This window comes from Marinomonas phaeophyticola, from assembly GCF_026966905.1.
Lineage (GTDB): Bacteria > Pseudomonadota > Gammaproteobacteria > Pseudomonadales > Marinomonadaceae > Marinomonas > Marinomonas phaeophyticola.
In genome coordinates this window covers 22,737-41,289 of the sequence record NZ_JAPUBN010000019.1, presented here as the reverse complement: position 1 = coordinate 41,289, position 18,553 = coordinate 22,737, and the positions used below count along the sequence as shown (strand labels likewise).

Below are 18,553 nucleotides of genomic sequence, written 5' to 3'. Positions count from 1 at the left end.
TACGACTCATGACAGACAGAGCATTCGTCAAGGAACAAGCAGGAGGCATCTTAATATGGAAATAAGATGGCTTGAAGACTTTATTGCACTCGCAAAAACACGGCATTTCTCGCGAGCAGCTGACGAACAAAATGTTACTCAGCCAACATTCAGTCGTCGTATTAAGTTACTTGAAGAAGAAATGAAGGTCACCCTGATCGACCGTAACACCTTGCCTCTGTCGTTAACCCCCGAAGGCGAAGTTTTTCTTCACAGTGCAGAATTAATTACACGTCAATTAAGAGACGCAAAAGAACGCTGCCAAGAAGTAAGAAAACAAGGTGAGTCTCAAATTAGTTTTGCGACAACCCAAACGTTATTCTTAAGCTTTTATAAAGACGTTATTGAACCCTTTTGCCAAGAAATAGACATGGAACTCGACAGCAATTTAAAATCAAGCTCTTGGTCTGGAATGGATTTCGTCAATGCACTGATGGAAAAACAGTGTGACCTTATGCTCTGTTTTTGGCATCCAGCTATTCAGTTTATCCATGCCTTAGATGACGATAATTATGAATACTGTGTTATTGCAGACGAAACCCTCATTCCGTACAGTATTGCAGATGAGTCAGGGTCGGCAAAATATCAGCTACCAGGGGGACGTCGCAAGCCATTACCACATATAGGCTATTATGATAACTCCTTTTTACAACCTGTTATTCTGCACCACTTACAACGGCAAAAGGACGTCGCTCAGTTAAAAACTATTAATGAGAATTACCATTCTGTAAACGTAAAAGCGATGATAAAAGAAGGCTTTGGGATTGGCTGGGTTCCCTCTCGGCTCATGTCTGACACTCTAGAGTATGGGAAAGTTGCACTAGCAGGAAATAAAGAATGGAATATCCCTTTGGAGATTCGTTTATATCGTTCAAAGTTAAACAAGAGTCCTAACCTAAATGCCTTCTGGGATAGCTTACAAGAACGTTTAAAGCATAAAAAACGTTTTTAAAACAGCCCCTTAGTTTATTTTTTCAAATATAAGGTAAGGGGCTGCACTTATTACAACACGCTAAAAGCCGGCAAGAACCACCTTGCCCTTTGCTTTATTTGACGCCACCAAAGCATGGGCTTTCGTCATGTTCTCTGCATTGATTCTCCCATAGTTTTCATTAAGCGTACTCATAACTTTACCGGTTTCAATAAGCTTTGAAACAGAGTTTAGAATGCCTTGTTGTGTTTCAATATCCGCTGTTAAAAACATCGATTTAGTAAACATAAACTCCCAATGAATAGAGACACTCTTACGCTTGAATACGGCAATATCCAACTGTTCAGGGTCATCAATCAAACCAAACTTACCTTGGGGTTCAATTAAATTAGCAATGGCCGCTAAATGTCGATCTGTTTGATTCAAACTGACCACATAATTAATGTTTTTAATGCCTAACGCCGCCACTTCCTCATCCAGAGGATGTTGATGATTTACCACGTAATCCGCACCTAATTCCTTCACCCATGCTTGCGTTTCAGGACGAGAGGCGGATGCAATGACGTTAATATTGGTTCGGGCTTTTAGCAGCTGAATCATAATAGAACCAACGCCACCTGAGGCACCAATAATAAGAATATAGTCCTGACTATGATCCGTCTTTTCATTAATATTTAGACGTTCAAATACCATTTCCCAAGCGGTTAGGCTAGTTAAAGGTAAAGCGGCCGCTTCGGCATAGGATAGATTTTCAGGCATTTTTCCAACAATGCGGGAATCTACAGCATGAAACTCTGCATTGGATCCTGATCGAGTTACATCACCCGCATACCAAACTTTATCACCCACCTTATAAGCCGTAACTTGATCACCTATAGCCGCAACCGTACCTGCGGCATCCCAACCTAGCACCCCCCATTGCCCTGCTGCGGGTATCGCTCGTGCACGTACTTTAGTGTCAACGGGATTGATTGAGACGGCTTCTACAGCAACCAAAATGTCATAACCGCTCACTTGAGGTTTGTCCATTTCAGTATCTAATAAATAATTTGGCTCTGTTAATGTACTCGCTGATTGATAAGCCACTACTTTCATTCTGTATTCTCCAATTTGCTATTCACTCGAGTGAAAATTAACCCTATTCAAGTGTCGATCATACGTCTTAGTAATGATCAGTTTAAACAAGTTAATATTTGAATCTCTATCAAAAAATATTTGATAATGATGCTAATGTATATTTCTAATGAGTATGGCTAACACTTTATTTAGCTTGGTAGCGAAAACGATACAAGGTATAAGGAGGTTGAGCATTTCCCAGACCTTGGCTAAACGCTGGGTGCTGGTGTAATTGATCTTGGGTAACATAAATATACCCATCACTCACTGCAAAGCTATCCGGCCAAGATAAGCGTTTATCTTGCAGTAGTACCTCGTACTTACCTTTGGTCGTTAAACCAACTGCATTATTTTCAAGATCCGATACAATGACCCCCACTCCAGGGGCGTAAGCAATACCGTCACTTGACTTTTTAGGACCAAACACTTCTAGTGAAGTTAAAAGTTGCTTATCAGACATAGTCATATCCGTAAGTGAAGAGGCCTGAATTCTATATATTGTAGATCCGCTAAAAGCACCAAAGTAAATCCACTCTGAGCGATCATCGATGGCAATTGGGTTAAGTCCAAAACGTAACTTAGTTACCTCCCCCTTTTCTGATTTTGACGCTAATAATGACGCCTCTATAACAATATCTCTGTCTTCGGGCATCAAGACTGCAGCACTTTCTAGTACCCGCTTCACCTTGCCTGTTTTAATGTCTACCACAATAAAAGCCGGTTTTGTCGCTCCTAGAAAATTACCAAAGGACATGTCCGCAATAACAATCTTTCCTCGTTTTTCATCAATAATAAAATCTTGTAAGAAAGAGTTAGGTAGAAGAACAGATTTATGCAGCTCAATAGTATTATGTAACTGATTACTGCGCGTGTCCCAAGCAACCAATTTAGCAGGAGAGACATCACTTCCCATATCTAACATCCAAACAATACCGCGACTATCTGAATGAACGCCTATGACCGCCGTTAATCCAACATAACCTATTTCAGGACCATCAGCCCAATCCAGTGTGGGGAAAGGTTGTTTTTGACCATTAGCCATAACTTCAACTACTTTAATTTTTGGCCCATCAAGAGGATGCATACTCACAATCATTCTTCCCGATGGTGTAATAGTAATACCTCCCCCACGGGCATCAGTAAATTCCGTAACCGCTTCTAAAGCACCTATTTGGGTCGCATTTGCCGCTGGTGAACCACTCATAATAATCAAAGCGGTTAATGCTAAGGTTGTTTTTAACTTTTTCATAAAATACTTTTCTCGCTTGTCTAATCTATGTATATGCATTGATATCATCAATTTGATTTAACTCATGTTATTCCTTGACACCCAACCAATAAACAGCGTAATAATTGAATCTTTATCAAATATAATTAGTTAATATGCTTTTAGAAGACTTACAAGTAGTACTTAAAGTGGCGGAATTTCGTAGTATTACGGCCGCTGCCGAACATTTAGATATGCGAACAGCGACAGCCAGTGCCGCACTCAAGCGTGTTGAACACACATTAGGTGTTGAGTTATTTATTCGCACTACCAGACAGCTCAGAATATCCAGCGCTGGCGAAAAATACATACCAAAATGCCAAGAAGCATTATCGGTACTGGATCAAGCCAAACAAAATATTAAAACTGATTTAGGCGTGATTGATGGCGAAATACGTATCGCGTTATCTTCTGATCTTGGTAGAAACTTAGTCATCCCCTGGTTAGATGAGCTAATGAATGAGCACCCTCATGTTCGTTTAAGGTCTCATATCAGTGATAGTAATATTGATTTTTATCGAGATGCCGTTGATATTGCTCTTCGCTATGGCTCCCCTAATGATGCCAACATATACGGCTTCAAGATTTGTAATGTGCCAAGACTGCTGTGTGCTTCTCAGAAGTATGTTGATCAATTTGGTGCACCTCAGCAACCCAAAGAACTTTCATCTCACAACGCGCTTTTATATCAACTCTACGATATTCTCCATGATGTATGGATTTTCACTCATAAAGATACGGAATATAAAATCAGAGTAACAGGGAATAGAGCTTCTAATGACGGGGACCTAGTACGAAGATGGTGTAAGGCAGGACAAGGTATTGCGCTCAAATCTTGTTTAGATATTTCCTCTGAGTTGCTATCAGGAGAAGTGATTAATGTCATGCCTGACTTCAAAACCGCCTCTACTGAACTTTGGCTAATTTTTCCGAGCAGGCAATCCATTACGCCTGCAGCAAGATTACTAAGAGACACATTAAAAATAAAATGCCAGCATATTCTCAATCAACTTGTTGAAAAAGGCATTCTAGATAAAAGTATTCTATGATAAGTCAGCCATCTTCCTATCAAACAAAACCAGTTAAAGAGTCCCTCACTTAGCCTCAAAAATAGTACGCTCGTTAGTGTCGATGAATAAAAAGTGCCCTTTAACACTCAAGCTAAAGGGCTCTTTTATAAATCAATTTTATTGATTTCTTTACTTTTTATCTTTCCCCCAAATGTCTAAATCGATTTTATCTGATATTTCAGGAAATTTATTAGGATCAAATACGGGAGAATCCGTCAATTTACGTTGAGCAAAATAGTCTTTAGTTAACTTCACAACAACACCAGATAAGAAACAAATTGCCACAAGGTTAATGGTTGCCATTAACCCCATCGCTGCATCAGCTAAATTAAACACAGTGGCCACACTTTCATATGCGCCCCAAATCACCATAAGTAAAGCAACCACACGTAATAGAAGAATGCCTACTTTTCCCCCCTTCAAGAAGATAACCGCATTTTCAGCATACGAGTAATTACCAATGATGGAAGTAAATGCAAAAAAGAAAATAGCAATGGCAATAAAGTAAGTTCCTGCGGCACCAATATGAACGCCCATTGCCTCTTGAGTCAGAGGCACACCAGTTAAGCCTGAGCCACTCTCAATAACACCAGATAGTAGAATCATAATCGCGGTGGCTGTACAAACTAGAATGGTATCAATGAAGACGCCTAACCCCTGTACCATGCCTTGAGAAGACGGGTGATGAGGGTTTGGTGTTGCCGCCGCCGCAATATTCGGGGCAGACCCCATGCCAGCCTCATTAGAGAAAAGGCCACGTTTAATCCCATTGAGCATCGCTCCAGCGATACCACCTAACGCTTCCTCATAACCAAAAGCGCTTTTCACAATAAGACTTAAAATATGTGGCACTTCTGTAATATTCACAAGGATGACATAGAGAGCGACTAACAAATACAGTCCGGCCATAATAGGGACCACTAATTCAGACACTTTCGCTATCGTACGAATACCACCAAAAATCACAATTCCAGCCAGTATTGCTATAAATACACCAACACCCATAGGAGGTAAACCAAATGCTCCCTCCATTGCGCCTGCTATCGAGTTCGCTTGTACGGCATTAAATACCAATCCAAATGCAAGAATAAGGGAAACAGAAAAAATAGCCCCTGCCCATGGCGCATTAAGCCCTTTAGAAATGTAAAATGCAGGCCCCCCACGTAACTGACCACTAGCATCTCTTGTTTTAAATAACTGTGCTAATGTGCTTTCAGCATACGCAGTGGCCATCCCCACTAATGCAACCATCCACATCCAAAAAATGGCCCCAGGACCGCCTAACGTAATAGCAACTGCAACACCGGCTAAATTACCGGTGCCAATACGTGACGCTAGACTGGTACATAATGCTTGAAATGGTGAAATACCACCTTTGTCCTTACCTGGAGATTTGATAACCGTGCGGATAAACTCTGGGAAATGCCTGATCTGTAAAAAACCGAGCCTGACTGTAAAATAAATACCTACTGACAGTAATCCATAAATCAGGATATAGCCCCAAAAAATATTATTAAGAAAGTTAATAGTGAAATCCATACAATCAATGCCTTATACACAGAATAATTCGCGCGTATACTAAAGAATTTTGCACCATAACTAAACACTTTACCTACCTAGACTATTGAATCTAAGGGATTTTTCTACTTAGTTATAGAAAATGAAGAAGAATGACTATTTTTCGTACGTGATATCCATTTTGTTTTTATAGATATCTACAGGCACTTTTCTTTTACTTCTCACGTTTTCCTTTTCAATACAGACATCGTGTCATTCGCTTTTTGAGTATGGCGTTTAAACAATAAAATTGGACTGATTTTCATTAAGAGCAAAAATCAGACAGAGAGGAATAGATAATTACTTATGATAGAAGCCTAAACATTGGAGGCTTTATAATGACTTTTTCTATAGTTAGTTAAATATTGGACACCACATGATCCGAATGATAAGCCTTACCAAATAAATACCCTTGCCCAAAGTTACAACCATATTTTCTTAATAAATCTAATTGTGCTTGATTCGTAATTCCTTCAGCGACCACTTTGAGGCCAAAACTATGACTCATCTGTATGATACCCAAAGTCAGAGCAGCATGTTTTTCATTCTCCAAAATATCCCGAATAAACACCTGATCTATTTTTAAGCAATCGAAAGGTAGATCTTTCAAATAGCTTAAGCTCGAATACCCTGTGCCAAAATCATCCAGAGAAATCTTCATTCCTAGCTTACTAACTTCATGTAATAGTTCAGCACACCTCTCTGCATCTTCAATTAGAATAGATTCTGTTACTTCCAATTCAATCGATTGAGTATCGACACCGTACTTATCAATATAACTTGTTAAACGCTCTAAAAAGTCATCTCTTCTAAGTTGTGCTGCAGAGCAATTAATGGCTATAGGAGGAATCAACTCGCCTTTTTCTCGCCACTCAACCATATGAATACACGCTTGTTCAATAACCCATTCACCTAAAGGTAAAATCAATCCTGTATTTTCTGCTATAGGGATAAATTCAGCTGGGGACACTTGACCTAGCTCCTCATCCTCCCATCTAAGTAACGCCTCCAAACCAATACAGTCTAGAGTTAAAAGATCTACTTTCGGTTGGAAATAAAGCTCTAGTTGATTACTTTGCATAGCTAATCGTAAACGGCTTTCAATCAACACATTTCGAGTGAGACGATTTCCCATTTCACTATCATAAAAATGGTAAGTAGACCGCCCTAGCGTTTTTGATTTATGCATTGCCATATCCGCATTTTTCATCAATGTTGGAGCATCAATACCAAACTCAGGATAAATAGATATACCAATACTACACCCAACCGTTAAGTTTCGTTCATCTACACAATAACTTTTGCTAATTTGCTCAATGATATCTAGAACAAGACTAATAATGGAGACTCGATCTAGTACATACACAAGAGGAAGCACAATAAAAAATTCATCCGCTCCGAGACGTCCTATTTCAGCACCTTTAGGAAGAATTTCTTGTAAGCGTTGCGCAATTTTAACTAGTAATTTATCTCCGACAGCATAACCAAATGCATCATTTACAGTTTTAAAATGATCTAGGTCTAACAGAAGTACAGCAAACATGGATCCATTTTTCGCAATAGCAATTTGAGAAGCTACATGTTCATTAATTTCATATCGGCTTTTTAAGCCTGTCAATTCATCGATAGATAAAGAATACTCTACTTTGTCGATTGAGGCTTTATAAGCTCGGCTTAATTTATAAACAAAGAAACTCACTAAAATAGCTAAAAATAAATAAGTAAATAATGGTATAACAAAAATCCCACCGTCAAAGAATGAAGAAAAATCTTCTTCTAAACAAGTTTCAATCAACCAAATACGACCAGCAAACTCAAACTGATTTTTTTCCATTTCCTTCGAAATCAGTAGATGTGAAAAATGATTGCTACTATCAAAAAACCAATCAGGAGACTCGTTTTCCGCTAACTCTGTAATATCTGCAATACGGTAGGCAAAATCATATTCTGAATTAAACTTCACTTGAGCAAGTAAGCCCTCAATTGTAAACGCAATACCGACAATTCCTTTGAACTCATCATTTTCATTAAAAAGAGCATGTCTCAATACAAACGCATTTTTATGATTTTTTCCTTCTATCTTATCTCTTGGTAAGACGATAGGAGGAGTCATAATTGTATTATCGGTTTTCATAGACTCTTCAGCTAACGACTTATAAGGAAATTCATTAGAAAGTAGATCTGCACCATGAACAATAACATCAGGATAACCATACGCTAAAGGTAAGTAAGAGCCTTGTTGATTATCAGTAAGTAACTGAATGCTCTTATTGCCTGTAATTTTTGCCTGATCTAATAAGAATGCATCCACATCATTCTTGTGAATATATTTTGCAAAGTACACGTTAGTAATAGGGTGAGGGTTTTTGGAGAATAAGGCTTCACCAAAACGCATAAATTGATCGTAGGGAACATCAAGATTTTTAGACGAATAAAAAAAAGCGGATACGGATAATGTTTCCAGCGCATAATCGTTTAATGCAATTAATAGTGAGTCTGCAAATTGATTTGCAATCACCTTTTGTTCGTAAACAATGCGTTGTTTTTCTCCTTGAAATAAACCAAACGCAGCAAAAAGTCCACAAAAGGAAATCAAAAAGAAAACCAATAAATAAGACTTATTTAGATAGTCCTTAGAATGCACTCTATTTCCCCTGTTTATATACTTTAACTATAGTGTTTAATTCATCATATGAAAAATAGAAAAATGTAACTTAATGTCTTCTAACGCAAGAAACAGTATACAAAGAGACCTATTAACCAAGGTTATTATCATAAATAACGTCCTTAAATTCATCCTTTTAACTGAATTTTTCAAGAATAATCAGTATATAAAGGAAGACCTACAGAAAATTACAAGTCTGCCCTTCCAACTATCGGACTTTACTCAGCATTAGCAAGATAATCGTGCTAAAATTAAGTCCATTATTAGCTTTCATATATTAGGCCCATCTTGACCACCTTTACTCATAATCTATCTGTAACATTACCTACTGAACTTACATCGCTTTTATCTGATCTAGGTTTTAAAACATTCACTCCCATTCAAGAGCAAAGCTTGCCTTCCATCATCAATGGAATAGATGTACTGGCTCAAGCTCAAACAGGTAGTGGTAAGACATTAGCCTTTGCGATTGGGATGTTAACCAAAATAAATCCGAAGTTTTTTGGGGTTCAAGGTCTCGTCATGTGCCCTACTCGTGAGCTAGCGGATCAAGTCTGTAAAGAGATTCGTAAAGTGGCTCGCTACATGGACAATATAAAAATATTAAGCTTATGTGGTGGTATGCCCTTTGGCCCTCAAATTGGCTCTTTAGAACACGGTGCTCATATTGTTGTTGGAACACCAGGGCGTTTGTTAGAACATTTACGCAAGGGCAGTTTGAAAATAAACCATCTAAACACTCTCGTATTAGATGAAGCGGATAGAATGCTCGACATGGGCTTTGTCGACAGTATTCGCACTGTCATTGAGCACACACCAGACAGAAGGCAAACCTTGCTTTTCTCTGCGACTTATTCAGATACCATAATTGAACTTAGTAAAGCGTTTCAAGATGAGCCTATTTATATCAAAGTGGAGCAAAACACAGAACTGACGCCAGATATAGAGCAATGTTTTGTGCGCGTAAACAAAGACACCAAACTAGAGAGTTTATTAGCTAGCTTTAGACATTATCAACCTCGTCAAGTCATCGTCTTCTGCAATACAAAAATTGAAGCTCAAGCCGTTGCTGATTGGCTAGATGCACACAAAGTCAGCGCAAAAGCCATTCACGGCGATTTAGATCAAAGACAACGAGACCAAGTCCTGGTTCAATTTAGCAATGGTAGTACGTCTATTTTAGTTGCTACTGATGTGGCCGCCCGGGGCATCGACGTTAAAGAAATCGATATGGTTGTCAACTTCGATATGACCCGAGATATTGATGTGCATACTCACCGAATTGGACGTACTGGCCGTGCTGGGGCAAAAGGCATGGCAGTCAATCTCGTGACAAATAAAGATGACTATAAAGTTAAAGGGGTTGAAGAGCGCTTTGGTATTACCGCATCTTTTACAGAAATAGATCCTGAAATGGATTTTAGCTACCGTTTGTTTCCTTCAATGACAACTCTCGCTTTTGATGCTGGCCGCAAGAACAAGTTAAGACCAGGTGATATTGTCGGAGCATTAACGGCAGGCGTTGGTCTTAATAAAGATCAAGTGGGTAAAATTGACGTTTTTGACTTCCAAGCTTATGTTGCCATTCAAAGTGATCTCGTTAAATCTACTGTTAAAGCATTAGAAGACAGTAAGATTAAGGGCAGGAAAATAAAAGTACGCCCTCTTCGCTAAAAGTTTATTGAATTGGTTTTCTACTTAATCTTTAATACTAAATGCCATCAAAATTATAACTATTTTGATGGCATTTTCTTTTCCCAAGAAGTATGGAATGGCACAGTCAATGCTATCACATCCTCATCCTATCCAATTAATATCGTCCATATTCATAATTCACCAACATATCCTCTATAAAACCCCCTATTACTTAATTATTTTTCTAATTCATCCTCTAAATTGCCATAATAGCTCAGTTAAAATTTGACCGATCGGACAAAAATTATCTAAACTCACTTAACAGCCATGTAAATTATTACTAATTGTGCTAAAAATATTTAATGCTCATTAGTAAAACAGTCTAATAAAGGGGATTCGCTTTGATTCAATTTTTACTTAATCAAGAGTTACGCACGGAGCACGACCTTGACCCAAATCTCACGGTTTTGAATTATTTGCGTAATATCCGTAAAAAAACAGGTACTAAGGAAGGTTGTGCTTCTGGAGACTGCGGTGCTTGTACGGTTGTTTTAGCCGAGCCCGATGAGATGGGGAAGAAATTACGCTATCTTAGTATTAACGCCTGTTTAACTTTTGTTAGTGCATTACATGGCAAACAACTCATCACTATAGAAGACCTACAAGACCAACATAATCTTCATTCAACACAACAAGCTATGGTTGAATGCCATGGGTCACAATGCGGCTTTTGTACACCAGGGTTTGTCATGTCTTTATTTGCTTTACAGAAAAGAAGTGAGCCTTACAGTAAAGCCGACACGACAGAAGCACTTTCTGGTAACTTGTGCCGCTGTACCGGATATCGTCCTATCTATGATGCAGCTGAACAAGCGTGCAATAACCGTCAAACAGATACTTTTGATGCATTAGAACAGCCAACACTTACGTTGTTAAAAGCCATTCCAGTCATCAATAAAGCCGGTTTTGGTGGAGTAGGAAATCGATGCTTTTCTCCCTCTAACGTTGACGAACTTGCAGAGTGCTATTTAACACACCCAGAAGCGCACCTACTTGCTGGAGGTACGGATTTAGCATTAGAGGTTACTCAGTTCCATAAACAATTAAATACACTAATCTATTTAGGCAATGTTACGGATATGAAAGTAGTGTCTGTCTTCGAGGATAGAATAGAGATTGGGTCGGCTCTCCCTTTATCAGATTGTTATTCAGTATTGGCAAAAGAATATCCAGATTTTGGGGAATTGCTGCATAGATTTGCCTCCTTACAAATTCGTAATCAAGGGACACTAGGCGGTAACATTGCAAACGCCTCTCCAATTGGTGACTCGCCTCCTTTATTAATTGCTCTTAATGCCAAAATACAACTGCGTTGCGGACAAGAAAGTAGAGAGATAAACATTGAAGATTACTTTTTAGATTATAAAAAAACCGTGAGAAAATCGTCTGAGTTCATTGAAAAAATCATTGTCCCTCGACAAGCTAAATCTCTTTTCAAAGCCTATAAAATATCTAAAAGGCTCGATGATGATATCTCGGCCGTTTGCCTCGGTATTAATGTTACGGTTAAAGAAAATACCATCATTAATGCAAGAGCCGCATTCGGAGGGATGGCTGCGATCCCTAAGCGAGCTACTCACTGTGAAACGGCCTTAATTGGTCACATATTTAATAAAGACACCTTTGAATCGGCATGTCATGCATTAACTCATGACTTTACTCCACTTAGTGATTTTAGAGCGTCTAAAGAATATCGTGTATTAATTGGGCAGAACTTATTACGCAAGTATTTTTTAGAAACCCAAGCTCAACTGACAGAAGGGAATAACCATACTTATTCACAAACGCGAGTAACAGCCCATGTCTAAGCCAGTAGCCCAAACTCTTACTCAAGCCGAATTAGAAACATTGTTTTCTCAATCTATTACAACGGGTGTAGGTCGACCAGTAAAGCATGAAAGTGCATCAAAGCAAGTGTCTGGTGTCGCTCAATATATCGATGATAAATTAGAGTTCCCTAACCAATTACATCTATATGCTCGTACAAGTGATAAGGCGCATGCTCGAATCCTCTCTATAGATACCACTCCCTGCTACCAGATAGAGGGAGTAAGATTAGTTCTCTTAGCCAAGGATATTCCTGGAAACCTAGATATTGGCGCTGTGGCAGCTGGAGACCCACTACTAGCCAAAGATATTGTCGAGTATTTTGGTCAACCCATATTGGCTGTCGCAGCGAACAATCATGAGACCGCTCGTAAAGCCGCACAAGCCGCTATTATAGAATACGAAGAACTAGAAGCTATTTTGGATGTTGAAGAGGCCCTAGCAAAAAAACATTTTGTTTTAGATAGCCACCAACATAAGTATGGTGATTCAACAACCGCACTCAAGAGCGCCCCTTACCGCCTCCAAGGAAAATTACATATTGGCGGTCAAGAGCACTTTTACCTAGAAACACAAATTGCCTCAGTCATGCCTACCGAAGATGGCGGCATGATTGTTTATAGCTCGACTCAAAACCCAACAGAAATTCAAAAATTAGTGGCCGGTGTATTAGACCTACCAATGCATAAAATCGTGGTGGATATGCGCCGTATGGGTGGCGGATTTGGAGGAAAAGAAACTCAAGCAGCAATGCCTGCATGTTTATGCGCTGTTGTTGCTTATCTAACAAAACAACCAACAAAAATGCGTCTACCTAGAATGGAAGACATGATGATTACCGGCAAACGTCATCCATTTTTTGTTACTTATGATATTGGTTATGACGATGATGGTCGCTTACATGGTGTCGAGATTAAACTGGCCGGAAACTGTGGTTTTTCTCCCGATTTATCCGGTTCTATTGTCGATAGAGCCATGTTCCATGCAGATAATGCCTATTATTTAGGTGACGCAACGATTACAGGGTATCGCTGTAAGACAAATACCGCCTCAAATACCGCTTATAGAGGTTTCGGGGGGCCGCAAGGAATGGTCCCCATTGAAAATATTATGGATTCCATTGCCCGTCGTTTAAGAAAAGATCCATTAGATGTTCGCCGTATTAACTACTATGGTACAAACGCACGTAATGTGACACCCTACCACCAAACTGTTGAGCACAACATCATTGCTGAAATGACTCAAGAACTTGTTGAGAGCAGCGACTATTATACTCGAAGAAAAGCGATAATTGAGTTCAATAAACACAGTCCTATTCTCAAAAAAGGCCTGTCAATGACACCCGTTAAATTCGGTATTTCTTTTACGGCTACCTTTTTAAATCAAGCAGGCGCCCTCATCCACATTTACACGGACGGAAGTATCCACTTAAATCATGGTGGCACAGAAATGGGACAAGGCTTAAATACTAAAGTCGCGCAGATTGTTGCAGAAGTCTTGCAGGTCGATTGTGAACGCATCCACATTACAGCAACTAACACGGAGAAAGTCCCCAACACCTCTCCAACAGCCGCATCATCGGGCACCGACTTAAATGGTAAAGCCGCACAAAATGCCGCACTTACTTTAAAGCAACGCCTACTTGAATTTGCGGCGCAACATTATCAAGTCTCAGAACAAGATATCGAATTCAAAAACAGTCATGTGCGCATAGGATCACAATTTTTCTCCTTTGAAGAACTTATTCAATTAGCCTATTTCAACCAAATTTCCCTTTCCAGCACGGGTTATTATAAAACACCCAAAATACATTATGATCGTGAATTAGCTCGTGGTCGCCCCTTCTATTACTACTCTTATGGGGCGGCGTGTTGTGAAGTGCTTATAGACAGTCTTACCGGGGAATATAAAGTATTGAGAACAGATATTCTTCATGATGTTGGAGCCAGCCTAAACCCAGCAATCGATATAGGGCAAATTGAAGGTGGTTTTATTCAAGGAATGGGGTGGTTAACAACGGAAGAGCTTATTTGGAATGATAAGGGTAGACTCATGACCAATTCGCCTGCTAGTTATAAGATTCCAGCCATTGCCGATACGCCTTTAGATCTACGAGTAAAACTCGTCGAAAGTAGAAAAAACCCTGAAGCAACCGTTTATCATTCTAAAGCGGTAGGCGAGCCTCCTTTTATGCTAGGAATCGCCGCGTGGTGTGCCTTAAAAGATGCCGTGTCGTCAGTCAGTGACTATCGTTATCAACCAGAAATTGATGCCCCTGCAACACCCGAGAAAATATTATTCGGTATTCAGGAAATGCAGCAAAAAATCAACCAACAATCACAGTAAGAGTATTCAATGACAGTATCCGTAAAAGCATGGCGTTCAGCCATTCTACACAACTTAGCAGACCCAGCAGAAGTCGGTGTTGAGGCATCCTATCAATATTTTGAAGATGGTTTGCTAGTCGTTGAGAATGATAAAATCATCGCATTAGGAGACAGCTCTGAGCTATTACCAATCTATCAAGATATCGATGATATCACGACGGTCGAAAATGGCCTTATTACCCCTGGCTTTGTTGATACGCATATCCATTACCCTCAAACAGGGATCATAGCCTCATATGGTGAACAACTGTTAGATTGGTTAAATAATTATACCTTCCCTGCGGAAGGAGCCTTTCATGATAAAGAATATGCTCGCTCGGTAGCCGACGTTTTTTTAAATGAGTTGTTACGTAATGGCACTACGACGGCATTAGTTTTTGGCACCGTCCACAAAGAGTCTGTCGACGCTTTCTTTGAAGCATCTGAAAAGCGCAATCTCAGAATGATTGCAGGTAAAGTCATGATGGATAGACACGCCCCCGATTTTTTGGTCGATACCCCTGAAACAAGCTATCAAGATAGCAAAGAGTTGATTCAAAAATGGCACGAAAAAGGCCGCTTACATTACGCCGTTACGCCAAGATTTGCACCGACCAGCACATCAGAACAGCTCACAAAAGCCGGAGAGCTGTTAGCCGAATTTGATAACCTTTATATGCATACTCATTTATCCGAAAATCAACAAGAATGCGAATGGGTAAGCTCACTCTTTCCCGACAGCAAAAATTACTTGGATGTTTATGACCAACATAAACTCTTAAGTGAACGTTCTGTATTTGCTCATGGTATTCATCTATGTGATGACGAGTACCATAGGTTAAATGAAACAGGATCCGCAATCGCGTTCTGTCCAACATCCAATTTATTTTTAGGTAGCGGTTTATTTCGTTTAAATAAAGCAGAAGAACATAATGTAAATGTAGGGTTAGGGACCGATGTTGGTGGTGGTACTAGCTTCTCAATGCTACAAACGCTTAGTGAAGCTTATAAAGTCATTCAATTGCAAGGAGAAAAATTAAGTCCCTTCAAATCATTATATTTAGCAACATTAGGCGGAGCTAAAGCATTGCGACTGGAGGACAAAATAGGGAATCTAGCCGTTGGTACTGAAGCCGATTTTGTGATTCTTGATTATCAAGCAACACCTCTACTGCAATATCGCTTAGAACATTCTAAAAGCCTAGACGAAACGCTCTTCGTACTCATGACCTTGGGTGACGATCGTTCTATTTTAAAAACCTATTCAGCAGGTAAATGTGTTCATTCACGAGACTAAATAAACGTATTTTAAAATTCAGAGACCGTTTCATCAGCCGGTGAAACGGTTTTTTATTATTTGGATTCCGCCGGTGTTGGCACCTGTAAACCACAACCCGTAAGTATGATTTGGCTAATCGTATCGCCAATACTCTCCAAACCCTGCTCATTTAAACTAACTTGGTCAGTTAGCTTAACTATTTGAGATTCAAAATCGGCATAATGCTGCGTTGATGACCAAATCATAAAAATTAAATTCTCTGGATTAACTTGCTTCATTTTACCTTGAGCGATCCAACCTTCAATCACAGCAACCCGCCCCTGAAACCAAGGTTTCAATTCGTCCGTCAAAAAATCATCAATATGATGTGCTCCTTGCATCACTTCCATCGCAAAAATACGTGAGCTTCTTGGTTTCTCTATACTTTGTGCCAGCTTCGTTCGAATAAACTCATCCAATACCACCGCAGGGTCATCCTCAACCGTTGCCTTATCAAACACATCATTCCAAATAGTCGCAATTCTATTTAAAACCGTTTTATATAACTTTAATTTAGATTCAAAATAGTAAACAATATTAGCCTTGGGTAAATTAGCCGTTTCAGCAATGTGCTGTAAACTTGCCCCATTGTATCCTTTCAAACCAAACTCAACTTCCGCGGCTTCAAGAATTCGTAAACATATTTCCTCACGATTAACCTGTCGTTTGCTCACACGAACATTCCTTATAACTAATAATTTTTATAATTCAAACCCGTTGCTACAATTGAGTTCCGTTAGACAAGCGGCTGGGAGAAACATGAACTACCTCTTCACCAGCAAGTGTTCCGCCTAAAATATCATACGCTCTGCCAAAACCTTTTACAAAACGCCCTTTTATTGGGGTCAGTTTAAACAAAACAAAATCACCTAATTGACTAATTTGTTCTACTCTTGATCCTAACCGAGCTTGTAATTGCTGAATTCCGGCATACCATTCATCACTTTGAGCCGCCACAATAGACACTTCAAAATCGTAAGAGACTCTTAAACGAGCAAAAATATCATCACATTGAGTCTCATCTTCTGTAACTAACCCTGATAGCTTAGGGGTACGTAGCAGGTTTTGAGTATGGGCGGCCAATCCACTAATCAGAATCAGCAATACATCATCTTTGATAGCAAAAGGAGCGTAAGAGGCATGGGGTGAACCATCCTGATTTAAGGAGGATAAAAACAGGCTTTTGGTCCTATTTAATAAATCGATGACTTCCGTATTTAATTGTCGTTGCAATACTTTGTTTTTCATTTTTGCTACTTATACTAACACTGAAAAACCGCATTTTATCATAACTTCACTGGCTAAAATGGCTAAATCACTCAATGAAAATCATAAAAAAACACAGATAAACCCATGCTTTTTAACATATTGAAACGACAATAAGTTACTTAGTTCTTATGTCTCTCTAACCCAATAAAGCGATCAATCGATAACTTTCCGGGACCGAAAACAAGTAGCACCATTAGAACCCCAAACCACCAAGACGCAGGATTAACCCAATGACCCCACTCAGGGAAAACTGCCAACTGAATAAATAACGTCATTCCAATCAAGCCAATAGAGGCAAAACGCGACAAGAAACCAACAATTAATAAAATAGGTAATACCACTTCAACAACACCAGCCAATACAGCAAGCAGCTCTATAAAACTGACTATACCAGAACCTGCATCGTAATCTAATGTCTCTGGGTTACACAGTAATAAAGCACCTGGTCTTATCGGATCAGGGCAGAAAAATTCATACAAGAACAAATCGTACTTATCCGCATTAAACTGCAAAAAACCATTCCATTTAGAAAGACCAGACGCAAGAAAGACATTCGCAATTTGTATGCGAAGACCAAGCAATACGATGGGAGTCAACCATTGATTGATAACGGAAAAAAGGGACACATATAAATCAGAGAGCTTTGAAAAAATACCCATAAACACCTCAAGACACCAAAGTTAATAATCGATTTTGTAGCAGTTCTGAAAAATAATCAGAAATATCAAAGTTTTTTTCTATTTGTAGTGCCTGTAAGGTTACCTCTTCCAAGTTCGCTCCTTCCTCTAAATGCTCTAATAAAACTAGATCAAGTTTCTTTAACACCCTCGCTCTGATTTCACCTGAACATCGCCATAACATAATATGCTGCTTTTCTTGAGAAAGGCGGATGGCTTCATTTAACCTTTTTTCTTTTTTTAAAAGCAGCCACATATCCAATAAATCATAGTCGACTTCAATTAAATACGCTGAAGAAACCAGAGAAACGGGAACCAAGCTTAAATCAACCTCCTGAGAAATCATGTCGTTAACTTTCAATAGATCCCAAACCTTACTTTCTTCACTATTCAAAGAGGCTAACCAGGTTAAATCCAGTAAGGCAAAATCTTTCAAATAAGGTAAGTCAGGTTCCATCTTTGCTAAAAAAGTCACAAAAGTATCCCCATACCCAACAAGTGTGGCTTGTCTAGGAGGAAAATCAACAATGTATTTTTTCGCAATTTGAGTAAAGTAATTCTCTCCTAGAAGGTTAACGACACTTGGAAAGTTTGCTTTTAACGCAGAAAGACATGACTTAAGAAAACCATTTCGGTAAATAGACATAAACTGCGTATTTCTATTTCCTTCAAGAAATTTTCTAATATGAGTATCGGAGCCCGTTTTTAAATATAAAGAAAAAGAATCAAAATAGTCAGCTAGTGTATCCATATTGC

14 protein-coding genes are annotated in these 18,553 nt (G+C 39.1%); 6 read left to right on the top strand and 8 right to left on the bottom strand.

From position 1 onward, the window contains the following. Window positions 1–55: 55 nt before the first annotated feature. Window positions 56–991, top strand: a complete 936-nt coding sequence (locus O1D97_RS14270) for a LysR family transcriptional regulator (RefSeq protein ID WP_269126626.1) — start codon at window positions 56–58, stop codon at window positions 989–991. Window positions 992–1,051: 60 nt separating this feature from the next. On the opposite strand, the gene O1D97_RS14265 is transcribed toward O1D97_RS14270, so the two are convergent. Further along, window positions 1,052–2,065, bottom strand: coding sequence for a zinc-binding alcohol dehydrogenase family protein (locus O1D97_RS14265; RefSeq protein ID WP_269126624.1), 1,014 nt, complete (start codon window positions 2,063–2,065; stop codon window positions 1,052–1,054). Between the two features lie 166 nt (window positions 2,066–2,231). Further along, window positions 2,232–3,335, bottom strand: a complete 1,104-nt coding sequence (locus O1D97_RS14260; RefSeq protein ID WP_269126623.1) for an L-dopachrome tautomerase-related protein — start codon at window positions 3,333–3,335, stop codon at window positions 2,232–2,234. 134 nt (window positions 3,336–3,469) lie between these two features. Between O1D97_RS14260 and O1D97_RS14255 the strand changes: the two genes are divergently transcribed. Further along, window positions 3,470–4,402 carry a LysR family transcriptional regulator gene (locus O1D97_RS14255; protein ID WP_269126621.1) on the top strand — a complete coding sequence of 311 codons (933 nt, stop codon included), beginning with the start codon at window positions 3,470–3,472 and terminating at the stop codon, window positions 4,400–4,402. Window positions 4,403–4,552: 150 nt separating this feature from the next. On the opposite strand, the gene O1D97_RS14250 is transcribed toward O1D97_RS14255, so the two are convergent. Together O1D97_RS14250 and O1D97_RS14245 are read right to left on the bottom strand one after the other, a co-directional pair. Then, window positions 4,553–5,962, bottom strand: coding sequence for an alanine/glycine:cation symporter family protein (locus O1D97_RS14250; RefSeq protein ID WP_269126619.1), 1,410 nt, complete (start codon window positions 5,960–5,962; stop codon window positions 4,553–4,555). A 376-nt stretch (window positions 5,963–6,338) separates the two neighbouring features. Beyond that, window positions 6,339–8,624, bottom strand: a complete 2,286-nt coding sequence (locus O1D97_RS14245) for a bifunctional diguanylate cyclase/phosphodiesterase (RefSeq protein ID WP_269126617.1) — start codon at window positions 8,622–8,624, stop codon at window positions 6,339–6,341. Between the two features lie 309 nt (window positions 8,625–8,933). Between O1D97_RS14245 and dbpA the strand changes: the two genes are divergently transcribed. The 4 genes from dbpA to guaD all read left to right on the top strand — a co-directional run bounded on the left by dbpA (window position 8,934) and on the right by guaD (window position 15,830). Then, entirely contained in the window at window positions 8,934–10,319 is a 1,386-nt protein-coding gene (dbpA, locus tag O1D97_RS14240; protein ID WP_269126615.1) for an ATP-dependent RNA helicase DbpA, read from the top strand. 362 nt (window positions 10,320–10,681) lie between these two features. Further along, window positions 10,682–12,148, top strand: a complete 1,467-nt coding sequence (gene xdhA, locus O1D97_RS14235; RefSeq protein WP_269126613.1) for a xanthine dehydrogenase small subunit — start codon at window positions 10,682–10,684, stop codon at window positions 12,146–12,148. Then, the gene (xdhB, locus tag O1D97_RS14230) at window positions 12,141–14,513 is read left to right on the top strand and encodes a xanthine dehydrogenase molybdopterin binding subunit (protein ID WP_269126611.1); all 2,373 of its coding nucleotides are present in this window, start codon (window positions 12,141–12,143) and stop codon (window positions 14,511–14,513) included. Before xdhA ends, xdhB begins: the two co-directional genes overlap by 8 nt. 9 nt (window positions 14,514–14,522) lie before the next feature. Continuing rightward, on the top strand, window positions 14,523–15,830 hold the full coding sequence (gene guaD, locus O1D97_RS14225) for a guanine deaminase (RefSeq protein WP_269126609.1): 1,308 nt from the start codon (window positions 14,523–14,525) through the stop codon (window positions 15,828–15,830). Window positions 15,831–15,886: 56 nt separating this feature from the next. Here the strand turns inward: guaD and O1D97_RS14220 are convergent, their stop codons facing one another. The 4 genes from O1D97_RS14220 to O1D97_RS14205 all read right to left on the bottom strand — a co-directional run bounded on the left by O1D97_RS14220 (window position 15,887) and on the right by O1D97_RS14205 (window position 18,548). Continuing rightward, window positions 15,887–16,525: a TetR family transcriptional regulator C-terminal domain-containing protein gene (locus O1D97_RS14220; protein WP_269126607.1), complete on the bottom strand. Its 639-nt coding sequence runs from the start codon at window positions 16,523–16,525 to the stop codon at window positions 15,887–15,889. Window positions 16,526–16,571: 46 nt separating this feature from the next. After that, entirely contained in the window at window positions 16,572–17,099 is a 528-nt protein-coding gene (locus O1D97_RS14215; RefSeq protein ID WP_269126605.1) for a HugZ family pyridoxamine 5'-phosphate oxidase, read from the bottom strand. A gap of 140 nt (window positions 17,100–17,239) precedes the next feature. Next, complete coding sequence (locus O1D97_RS14210) at window positions 17,240–17,779, bottom strand: DoxX family protein (RefSeq protein WP_269126604.1); 540 nt, start codon at window positions 17,777–17,779, stop codon at window positions 17,240–17,242. A gap of 7 nt (window positions 17,780–17,786) precedes the next feature. After that, window positions 17,787–18,548 (bottom strand): HvfC/BufC N-terminal domain-containing protein, encoded by a 762-nt coding sequence (locus O1D97_RS14205; RefSeq protein ID WP_269126602.1) that lies wholly within the window; start codon window positions 18,546–18,548, stop codon window positions 17,787–17,789. Window positions 18,549–18,553: the final 5 nt, after the last annotated feature.